At 47.4% G+C, this 10753-nt stretch carries 11 protein-coding genes; 4 read left to right on the forward strand and 7 right to left on the reverse strand.

The window, feature by feature from the left end; genetic code table 11:
• Positions 1-132 precede the first annotated feature (132 nt).
• From Q0668_RS09010 to Q0668_RS09020, 3 genes are all read left to right on the forward strand, one after another.
• Positions 133-1914, forward strand: coding sequence for an AAA family ATPase (locus tag Q0668_RS09010; protein WP_298863142.1), 1782 nt, complete (start codon positions 133-135; stop codon positions 1912-1914).
• 40 nt (positions 1915-1954) lie between these two features.
• Positions 1955-2551 carry a hypothetical protein gene (locus Q0668_RS09015; RefSeq protein ID WP_298863145.1) on the forward strand — a complete coding sequence of 199 codons (597 nt, stop codon included), beginning with the start codon at positions 1955-1957 and terminating at the stop codon, positions 2549-2551.
• A gap of 154 nt (positions 2552-2705) precedes the next feature.
• The gene (locus tag Q0668_RS09020) at positions 2706-4031 is read left to right on the forward strand and encodes a Gfo/Idh/MocA family oxidoreductase (RefSeq protein WP_298863147.1); all 1326 of its coding nucleotides are present in this window, start codon (positions 2706-2708) and stop codon (positions 4029-4031) included.
• Between the two features lie 3 nt (positions 4032-4034).
• Here Q0668_RS09020 and Q0668_RS09025 read toward each other — a convergent pair whose 3' ends face one another.
• Positions 4035-4817, reverse strand: coding sequence for an SDR family oxidoreductase (locus tag Q0668_RS09025; protein ID WP_298863150.1), 783 nt, complete (start codon positions 4815-4817; stop codon positions 4035-4037).
• A gap of 208 nt (positions 4818-5025) precedes the next feature.
• Between Q0668_RS09025 and Q0668_RS09030 the strand changes: the two genes are divergently transcribed.
• A complete protein-coding gene (locus Q0668_RS09030) occupies positions 5026-5514 on the forward strand; it encodes an SRPBCC family protein (RefSeq protein WP_298863153.1) in 489 nt (162 codons plus the stop codon).
• A gap of 11 nt (positions 5515-5525) precedes the next feature.
• Here Q0668_RS09030 and Q0668_RS09035 read toward each other — a convergent pair whose 3' ends face one another.
• The 6 genes from Q0668_RS09035 to Q0668_RS09060 form a co-directional block, all read right to left on the reverse strand.
• Complete coding sequence (locus Q0668_RS09035; RefSeq protein WP_298863155.1) at positions 5526-6233, reverse strand: metallophosphoesterase family protein; 708 nt, start codon at positions 6231-6233, stop codon at positions 5526-5528.
• 16 nt (positions 6234-6249) lie between these two features.
• Complete coding sequence (locus Q0668_RS09040; protein WP_298863158.1) at positions 6250-6921, reverse strand: hypothetical protein; 672 nt, start codon at positions 6919-6921, stop codon at positions 6250-6252.
• A gap of 37 nt (positions 6922-6958) precedes the next feature.
• The gene (locus tag Q0668_RS09045) at positions 6959-8059 is read right to left on the reverse strand and encodes a DUF1559 domain-containing protein (RefSeq protein ID WP_298863161.1); all 1101 of its coding nucleotides are present in this window, start codon (positions 8057-8059) and stop codon (positions 6959-6961) included.
• Positions 8060-8081: 22 nt separating this feature from the next.
• On the reverse strand, positions 8082-9179 hold the full coding sequence (locus Q0668_RS09050) for a DUF1559 domain-containing protein (protein ID WP_298863164.1): 1098 nt from the start codon (positions 9177-9179) through the stop codon (positions 8082-8084).
• The gene (locus Q0668_RS09055) at positions 9169-9867 is read right to left on the reverse strand and encodes a hypothetical protein (RefSeq protein WP_298863168.1); all 699 of its coding nucleotides are present in this window, start codon (positions 9865-9867) and stop codon (positions 9169-9171) included. Before Q0668_RS09055 ends, Q0668_RS09050 begins: the two co-directional genes overlap by 11 nt.
• 249 nt (positions 9868-10116) lie before the next feature.
• On the reverse strand, positions 10117-10753 hold a 637-nt coding region (locus Q0668_RS09060), incomplete at its 5' end, for a transposase (RefSeq protein WP_298863171.1).

Genomic DNA, 10753 nt, shown 5'->3' on the forward strand with positions numbered 1-10753 from the left:
GGAGCTGCCTTTATTTGGAAGAAGTTCAGGTTCATACTTGGAACTTGTTTTTGTGTGGTGTACCATGTTCAGTTCATTTCGAGCGATGATTGATACATCATATTGACGCAAAATGCAGAGAGAATTCAGACCATGAGCTATGCAGACAAACTGGAGTCTATGCTCGAATTTCTCTGTAACGACGTCTACGAGATCTTTTCTACTCATCTCGATAAGGCAAGAAATTATACCGAATATGAAGAGACACCCGACAACGTCAAAGAAATTTTTAAGATTGCTTTACATAATCAGGGAACGCTACTGAAGCCTATCCTCAACGCTGCTGCGATGAGCGATGTATTCTGTGTCATACGCGAAAGCATTCTTTCAGATAAAAAAGAAGAAGAAGAGGAACTGGCCCTTGTGGGAGAGTTCCTCCAAAAATCTTTGCATCGTTATTGCTGGTTGGACGATTACAAAAAACATCTGAATGCTAAAAATGCGCAAGAGATCCAGGCGTTGATGAAACAATGGAAAGAAGATCCTGCCTGGTTGGGCGGCGACATATTAGATGGTGCGATTGTCTATCCTTTTAGTAAATTTGTCACGCAATCCTGTATTTTGACTACTTCCCCTGCATTGTACCAAACGTATGCAAAAATGATTTTGATGTCCGCAAGACTCATATTGAAGTCGAATGGCATCACGAGTAGCGATCAAATCTATTATGCCCAGATGAGTAGTTTTCTCACTGAAACGGATGCCGTACTTCGCTCGATGCAAGCTGCCGCTTCTAGCATTACCAATCAAAATAGTTCAGAGAGTGAAGACAAACCTGTCAGTCAGTCAAGCAAACTTAAACCAGAGGATGCGTTACTACAGGGTCTGGATGAACTCACCACGCTCGTTGGCTTAGATACGGTCAAAACAGAAGTATCACGGCTGACCAATTTTCTGAAAATTCGAAAACAACGGCTCGATCAAGGCTTACCTGTTGCGTCACAGACGCTGCATTTCGTATTTACCGGAAATCCGGGAACCGGAAAGACCACCGTTGCCCGAATTATTGCAAAAATTCTATATGGGTTTCAAATTCTGAAAACACCGAACTTCATCGAAGCTGACAGAGCAACTCTGGTGGGTGGTTATGTAGGGCAGACAGCAATCAAGACCAATGAAGTAATCGCCAAAGCGACCGACGGCGTACTTTTCATTGATGAAGCGTATTCGCTGGCAAAATCGGGAGGCCAGGATTATGGTCACGAGGCGATCGAAACTTTACTCAAAAAGATGGAAGACCTGCGTGACAGACTGGTCGTGATCGTCGCCGGATATCCGAATGAAATGGCTGAGTTCATTAGTTCGAATCCCGGACTGGAGAGCCGATTCAGTCGTTATATTACTTTTGATGACTACCATGTTTCCGATCTCTGCCAAATATTTGAGCTGATGTGCAATGCCAACTCATATCAATTAACGTCCGAAGCCCGCGGCAATCTGGCGATCATATTAAATCGTGTTTTTGCTGAACGCGACCAAAATTTCGGCAATGCCCGCCTCGTACGGAACGCTTATGAACGCACTTTGGGCAATCATGCAGATCGCCTGGCCACAAATGAGGGGACCATCACACGCGAAGCATTATCGACCATTGAAGCCATCGACCTGCCATTTAAATTTGCAAGCACAATTTCAGCCCCCTTTGATCTCAAAGATTCGATCTGGCACGTCAATTGTCCACAGTGTGAAAATTCCACCACAGCCAGCCTGCCCTTCCTCGGTCAATTTGTAAAATGCAATAATTGCAGTACCCTCTTTCGATGTCCCTGGTGGAATCTCGACAGGAACACAGTTCCCGGCATGAAGAATTTTGAAATATTCGAACGCCCCTCGGACCTGGATGGATACGATGTGCAAGAGGAGCGCAAAGATTGATCAGTAAATCCAGGGCAACCAAATAGAGAAGGATCATATCATGTTGCAGAATTCAAAACGATTTTGTCTGTTCGGTCTGGTCCTGCTCTGCGCTGCGATAACGCATGGCAAAGAGGGATCGCCGGAATCAAATAAACACTGGCAGTCACAGCCTTCTGGAAAATACGAATTCCTCAGGTTTCCCTATGCGGAAGAAAAAGAAGCCGCCATTCGGGCGGCGCTTCCCATTCGGCGGTTCAAACTTCAGATCTTTGGCGCTGCCGATGTTTTGAATGGCTCTCCAGCTGTGAATTATTACATTGAATTTCATGTTTCCGGCAAGGCACTCCTCCACGCCATCTCAGGAACGGAAAAAAGTGGCATCTACGCAGGAAAGATTTCACTGACCGACTACGCCCGACTCTGCCTGTTGTATGAGACAATGATTGCAGAAGCAGGAGGTCCCGAAAAATTCGGGTATGAAATAAAGTCATCCCATCCTGTGATCTCTAAATTGACGCTGATTTTTGCTGATCAGAGCCCAGTCCGTCAACATCGCAACGATGCGAACTTTGGCGATTTCAAATTCTGGGTCTTCGAAAATGTGATGAAGAATATTGAAAGCGAAGTGAAATGGGAGAAGGTGGAAGCCAACTAGAGAGCAGACTTTTGGGGCTGAACAAAATCAGAGAGAACAAAATTACGCGGATTTTCAATAATACAGTCTGAACTACAATTCTGTTCGCAACCATCCATCGGTTATACTTGCCGTAGCCAATTTTATCAGCGAATCGAACTTGAGGAGAACCCATATGACCGACCAACGTATCAATCGTCGCGAAGCCCTGCAAATCAGTGCTGCATTAGGAGCCGGTCTCTGGCTGGGAACTTCGACTCAATCAACGCGCGCTGCCGCAAATGAAAAATTGAACGTCGCAGTGATTGGCATTGGCGGACGTGGAGTGGCGAATTTGAACGCCGTCGCGAAGACAGAAAATATCGTCGCTCTATGTGATATTGACGACAAACGCGCGGGCAAAGCCTACGAACGTTTTCCAAAAGCAAAAAAATATACCGATTTCCGCCGCATGCTCGATTCGATGGAAAATCAGATCGACGCTGTCGTGGTGAGTACACCCGACCATACACACTTCCATCCCTCCATGATGGCGATGACGATGGGCAAACATCTATACTGCGAAAAACCGATGGCCCATTCCGTCTGGGAAGTGCGCGAGATGACCAAGCTCGCCGCCAAAAAGAATTTAGCGACACAGCTGGGCATGCAGCGACACGCGCTCGAAAACATGCATCGAGTGGTCGAACTCATCAAGTCCGGCACGATCGGCGATGTGAACGAAGTTCACAGCTGGATCGGTTCCAATCGCGGCATGCCCGACCAACCTGTGAAAACCGTAACCCCGCCGAAAACTCTCGACTGGGATCTGTGGATTGGCCCTGCGAAATTTCGCCCGTACGCTCTGAATGCCAAAGGGGAAGGCGCATTGGCGCCTTACAACTGGCGTTTCTGGTGGGATTACGGCACCGGAGAAACCGGCAACTTCGGCTGCCATATTCTCGACATCCCCTACTGGGCCCTCGACCTGAAATATCCCACGCGCGTCGATGCATCAGGACCAGAAATCGATACAGAGCGAACTCCCACCGAAATGCATACGAGTTTTGCCTTCCCGGCGAACGACAAACGACCGGGTCTCAAACTGCACTGGTACCAATCCAAATCGGGGCCGGCGATTTTGAAAGAAAAAGGAGTGAGATTAAAAGGCGCCAATACGCTCTTTATCGGCTCGAAAGGTATGCTGCTAACCGGATTCGGTTCTCATAAACTGTTCCCCGAAAAAACCTTCGAAGGATTCAAAACGCCCGACCAATCGATCCCCGATTCGCCCGGCTTCCACAGAGAATGGACAGACGCCTGCAAAGGCGGCACACCTGCAACTTGCAACTTCGACTACTCCGGCCCATTAACCGAAACTGTGTTGCTCGGAAACAACGCCTATCGCGCGGGAGGCGGATTCGACTGGAATGCGACCACTTTAACGGCCACAGGAAACGACAAAGTAAAACCGTTTCTCTATTCCAAATTCCGTAAGGGCTGGGAAGATTTTACGAGTTAAGCATTATACGGGTCTGCTTTTTTTGGGTCTGGTTCGTGGAACGAGTGTTGCCAAACCTCCATCAATTCCCAGAACTTGTCCTGTGATCCAGTCATTTTCAGCCTGCAGTAACCACTGGATCATCGATGCTACATCACCTGGGTTGCCTAATCGCCCCATCGCGTGCATCTCAATCGACGTAGCTTCTGCAGGATCGGTTTGCCAGAGACTGCGCGTCATTTTTGATTTTATCAATCCCGGCGCGACTGCATTGACCCTGATTCCACGATTAGCATAAGTGGCGGCAGCAGACTGAGTCAAACCGATCACCCCTGCTTTGGCAGCAGCAATTGCTTCATGATTGGCAATACCGATTCGTGCTGCCGCCGAAGAAATTAACACAATCGATCCACCCGAACGCCCCATTACTTTTGCACCACTGCGTACCGTTGTAAATGCAGACGTCAGATTCACTGCTAATGTTTGTGACCATTCTGCATCGGAAGTCAGATGGGCTGGTTTCAAAAGCACGGAACCAATGCAGTTCACCACGCCATCGAGACCGCCTAATTCATCATTGGCTCTCTTCAGACAACCCTCAATCGATTCCGGCTCTAACGCTTCAACAATGTGTGTGGAAGCCGACAATTCCTCTGCTAATTCCTGCAAACTTTCCTGGTCACGCCCGCCGAGGAAAACTTCATGGCCTGCTCTGATTAAGCGGCGACTCAATTCGGAGCCAACTGAACCGGTTGCACCTAAAACAACAAATTTCTTTGGTTCTACCTGTGCATCGCCTGTACTCATGATTTTAATTCCTGTTGGTTTTCACAAAGTTGATACGAAAAGGCATTCCCAATTCCAATCTGAGGTCCATAATCCTACTGAAAAACGGTTTGATTGTAGTAGGCCTGAATGCGATTTGATTTCGACTCTCTTGTTTCATAGTCGTCAAGTAACAAATTTCAAGCACTCCTCTTTGAATTTGATGGTATGAAACATCCTGGAGCATGAGATGATTGAAATTAACAGAACCCCCGCGGGCATATACGAAGTCCATGCCGAAATTCTGATTCCTCATTCTATAACCGAAGTCTTCGACTTTTTTGCGCAACCTCAGAATCTGGAAGCGCTCACACCTCCATGGCTGAACTTTCAAATTATCACGCCCTTGCCGATCAATGTGTCTGAGGGAGCGCTGATCGATTATCGACTCAAGTTGCATGGTTTTCCGATCAAATGGAAAACAAAAATCACCGACTGGAAGCCCCCCTATCGCTTCGTGGATACGCAACTCAAAGGACCTTACCGCTTATGGCAGCATGAGCACACATTTCAGGAGTCGGCCGGTGGAACGCTGGTGACTGACAAAGTACAATATTCCGTACTGGGGGGCCCATTGATCAACTGGCTGGTCGTCCAAAAAGATGTCGAGCAAATTTTCAACTACCGGCTGGAACAGTTGCGACAGTTCAAACCAGCAGAAACTGAATCAAGGCTTTAACCAGGGGGCACTTAATCTTCGGTTTCCCTATCCCCCATGACTGTCATCGAGTTCATATCCAGAATTCGGTACTCGCTCTCTTCATTTGTTTGATGGGCAATTTCTGCTTTGACATCTAAACAGGTAAGCCAACCGCCTCGGCAAGCGTTGGTATCGATACAGATCGCATGTTTGAGGTTGGCGGGGATTCCTGATTTTTGTGACGTGTGTCCGCAGATCACCTGCTTACCTGAAATATGGGGCTGCACGTCTTCAAACTTAAGCCAGCGAAACGCTGTGGAATCTTGCTGATCCAGAGGTTCATCGGGCTCAACCATTCCATGCACGAAGATCTCTTCATCCGTTTCGAAATAATCCTGAAAACTTTCGATCAATTCCCAATGACTATCGGGCACATTCTGGATATCTGCACTTTGATAATCGGGGGCATAAGACAGCAATGTTTCTTCGCCCCCAAAATACATCCAACTTCCGCAAGCAATTTCGCACTCATGGGCATCGAGCATAAACTCTTCATGATTGCCCATGAGAAAAACCATGGGTACATCCTGTTCTAAAGCGATGAGCAGATCGATACAGCCTTTGGTATCAGGGCCGCGTGAGATCACATCGCCCAGAATGACCAGCAGATCCTCGGACGTTGGCTGTACTTTTTCAATCAACAACTGAAGCGATGTAAGACAACCATGAATGTCGCCAATCGCAAGTAAACGATCCATGGTCCTGAGTGACTCCCTAATGATTCTCTGATAACAGACTGGCATTCAGAATGTGAGATGCTTCTGAATTGAGAACTTCAAAATGAAAATCAGAATAGTAGTCAAAAAACAGATCAAATTCGACCCAGTCGACGAACTCAACTTCATCGCCTGTGGTTTCTATTTTCAGAATCTCTTTTGAAAAGGGTGAACTTAGAATCGTCAACTGACTTTTGGGAAACGCGTCTTCTTCGAACTCGTCCAATTCCTCCGAGATCAGATAAAACCACTCGTCGTCACTGGTTCGAATTAAATATCCAGCCAGAGGTTCCGCATCTGTGATCGGCCAGTATTGAATAATATTTCGAATCAAATATTGATCCGCATAACCGCTGGCGACATCCCGTTGATGCTGTTCTTTCGCATCTGACCAGCTTTGATAATCCTCGGCACGACGCCTCAGAATGATTCTAACGCCGAAACCCATAGCCACGCAGGCCACAGTCAACATCAAAATTTGACAGAATAAATTGGGCTCGCCAACCCACACCCACCATTGAATTAAGACTGCAACAGGCGTAATCAGCATCAGGCAGAAGAGCGGCAACCCGATCACCCAGAGCATGATATCCATGAAATAATAATCGTACCGATACTCTCCATCAGGGGGTTCCTCATATTCATATGGGATGGTGGATGTTTCAATCATATGTTTGCAACCATTTTTTTGAATTCGAAAGGACTCACTAAAATTCGTCGACCGGTTCGCCACTGTTGGGAGTGCTGAGTGCTTTGAGTACCGCTGGATCGATATCTTCGGAAATAAAGCGCACGCTGCCATCTCCAAGTAAAATGTTGGCCCCTCCTTTAAAGGGACCGCCAAATCCATGCCTGCTCTGATTGATGCCCCGTGCCGGGTCGCGAAAGTTCGTGGGATTGCCCCAGGGCTTGATGTTGGATCTGATTTCGCCCGCCAGAATCGTATTCGATGTTCCGTCTGTGATCTCTTTAAAATTCATACCACCATTCACATTTAATACCCGACTATTGGCGGCGTAATGGGCGGGCTGATATCCCTGAAATGTTTCCTCGCTGCTTTTACCATTGTCATAATCCGATTTTAGCCCCGGGTTCTGAATCGCATTGATTCTACTTTGAAAATGTTCTTTGTTGGTCTTATCAGTCCAGGGCTCATGGAAATCGATTTTGTTGTAGAGGGACTCTTGTTCCACAAAGGGCAACAGCCGCGTCACCCAACTATGGTGTGGTTGACCTGCTCTAAACGTACCACCAATCGGAAGCCGGGAATGTAAGTCATGGTAGTTATGCATCGCCAGGCCAATCTGTTTCAGATTATTCTTGGATGTACTGCGTCTGGCTGCTTCACGACATGAAGACACGAAAAAAGGCAGATGAGGTTTTTCTTCCAAAAATGTATCTGATTCATCGGTCGCCATCCACCAGGTCTGATGCGTGATACTGACTATGCAAATTCCACTCATCACCAGCATCAATAACATCGCGACGAGAGATAGCGTCCAGTATTTCTGCCAGCTACCCTGTGTCGTATCAGTACGCGAATGATATTTGCAACACACAATGTGCACACCCCCGGAAAACACAATCAACGCACTCAGAAACCAGAAGGTCTGTTCCAAAGAAATCGTCAACGTGGGCAATTCACGTTTCAAATAAAAGAACCAGCCTGCAATCAACTGAAATGCCAGAATAAAGGGAAAGATGACACCTTGGCAAAAAGTAAAAACACACAATATAACGACAACTGTCAAAGTCAGGGCTTTGCTATTCGTCTCTGGTTGGTCTGGAGAACTAGTTTCTGTGGTCATCTTGCCACCTGATTGCTAGAAATCATTTGCGAAAATCCCCCACCGAATCACCCCCGTTGGGTGTCGAAAGGGCTTTGAGAATCTGCGGGTCGATTTCATTACTGATAAAACGGGCGCTGCCATCGAGGAAAATCATATTCGCGCCGCCTGATTTCCAGGGCGCGCCGAAACCGTCGACATGCTTGTTGATGCCCAAGGCTGGGTCACGAAAATTGAATGGATCACCCCAGGCACGAACGCGGCTGAAGACTTCACCGCCCATAATTGTGTTCGATATGCCATCTGGAATCTGATCAAACCGAGACTTGCTGCCCGGATAAAAAACTTGATTGTTCAATGAGTAGTAAGATAAACCGTAACCTTTGCTGTTATAGATAGTACGATCACGACCACGCATGATAAAGACAGGGAATGACGTTTTAAAATATTCAGCGTTTCGTTCTGAATTCCAGGGTTGAAAATCATCAATTTTCATTCGATGTCCTACCGCATCAAGGAAGGGCAGAAGTTCGGTCTCCCAACTGTGTAATGGCTGACCAGAGGGCCCCATGATACCAGAAGGGAGACGACGTTCCTGACCGGATGCAAAGTTAACGACTGCCAGACCATTATTACGTAGATTATTCATGGACGCACGTTGATTTGATCTACCCCTGCTTCCATAGGAGGTCTGAATCACTCTTTTTTCAGTCGTAAATAACCAGGACGTCTGATGGGCAACTCCCACAACAGCAAAGCCACCGGTGAAGGAAATCACCAGCAATACTAACACGGCGCAGGTCCAGCGCAATCGCCAACGGGACAGAGAGACGGCTGTATTTTGATTCCGAATTTGCCGGATGATCAAAATTCCCAGTAGATGAATCACTACCGCCATTAGAACACACAGCAATAGCGCCGTCACCAAACCTGATACCGAAATCATCATTTGTGGTATGACACGTTTTAAAAAAGAAAACCAACCCACAGCCAGATAAAACAGGGTTTGAATCGGAAAAAAAACTCCAGCGCAGCCCAGGAAAAAGGCAGCGCAGAGAGTCAATCCGAGCAGAACGAGGATCCACTTTTTGCATTTTCCCGCTTTGTTCTTATCTTGCATCCCAACTGGTTCATTTTCCATTAAGCACCTCCTGTGCTTCTTTGAGCGGCAGCACTTTAATGGCTCCATCGGTGAAGAGCACCAGTTGTTGATCGTCACCGTACACAGCCTGCTCGAAAGCCAATGGCTCTGCGGGCTCGGGTTTCTTTTCGCCGGTCACGTAACCGTATTTCACCCGCAAGTCGCCGGGTTGAAGCCAGAATTCGTCAGCGAAAACCGCGTCGTCTGCTTTGTCTGGAAATTTTCCCTGGTGTGTCGCGACATGCATGAACAGAGCCGTCCGCAGTTCGCTTAGTTTTTCCTGACGTTCTTCTAATAACGCTTCCGGGGTTTCTAATACGACTGGTTCAGAATCGGCTAACTTGTAGGTGCGGCCCTGTTTCTCCCAGGCGCCAGGCGTTAATAGTTCCCGCGCACCCGAGATCATTGTCAGTACAAACAGAAACATCAGACCCCAAAGAATCGTACCCGCCAGAGCCCCTTTATAGGAGAGCACCGGCATTTTAGGAAAATCGCGTGCCAACATATTCCACAGCTTTTTAAAAACCCAGGCACTCAGCAATAGCACCAGTAGAAAGAACGAAATCGACTGAATTCGCAGACTGGCGATCTCTGTCAGATCCAGTGAAGAGCTCGGCATGCCCGCTTGTGCCATTTGACTTGTTGAACAGAAAACGATAACGGAAGTGATCACGAAACGAATCGGCATGGAGATGTGCTCCGTTTAAAAGAGATGTGCAGGCGACACTTCCATAATACACGAGCTCAAAAGAGACGCGAGTCTATTTTTCGCAAACCAGCTGCTTTTTTGACTGCAGAGGTGGAGAGAGAAATGCCATCTGAAATAGAGAAAGGGATGCTCAGAATTTTGTGTCAGAATTTGCTGAAGAATGCCATTGATCCGCAAATCAATTGATTCAACAATGAGACTCGCTAAGCGCCTGACACCGGAATGCCTTTAATCGCACTTTCGAGGTCTGCCTCGCGGCGTGATTGTGCTTTCGAGGTTGAGTTTTTTGACGATTTTTTTAGTCCAGTCTGCATCGCCGTAGGGACAGCCACGCTGAATACTCTGTTTCACGGCCTGCAGCTCGCTGTCTGTGATCGCCTTGTTGACATAGGCTAACCAGCCCTGCTTACGGCGGATTGGCCATTGTGATAAAAGCTGTTTCTGTTCGGCAGTTCCAAATTTCCAGCGATGCAAACTGCTCCATTGCCAATTCTCTGCCTTCCGCACGAATTTTCCCGATAAAGGATTGCGTTCGACATATTGACACACGGCATTGATATGCGCATCATCCTGCACGGGGAACGACTTGAAACGACCCTGGTAAACATGGCCGGTGCCAATACTTTGTCGGCTTGAATGCCAGCGCTGGGTATGCGTTAACGTGAGCCAGCCGACGAATTTGGAAAGCTCGCCTGCTTTTCGTGGATGAACCACTAGATGCCAATGGTTGGGCATCACGCAATAACTGAGCAACCGCATCTCAAACCGCTCGATCGCTTCGGATAATACCTGCTCGAAGGCGGCATACTCCTCTTTGGTCTCAAAAATCGTCATCCGCGCATTCGCACGATTGAGAACATGATAG

It is taken from the genome of uncultured Gimesia sp. (assembly GCF_937910335.1).
In the GTDB taxonomy this organism is placed as follows: domain Bacteria; phylum Planctomycetota; class Planctomycetia; order Planctomycetales; family Planctomycetaceae; genus Gimesia.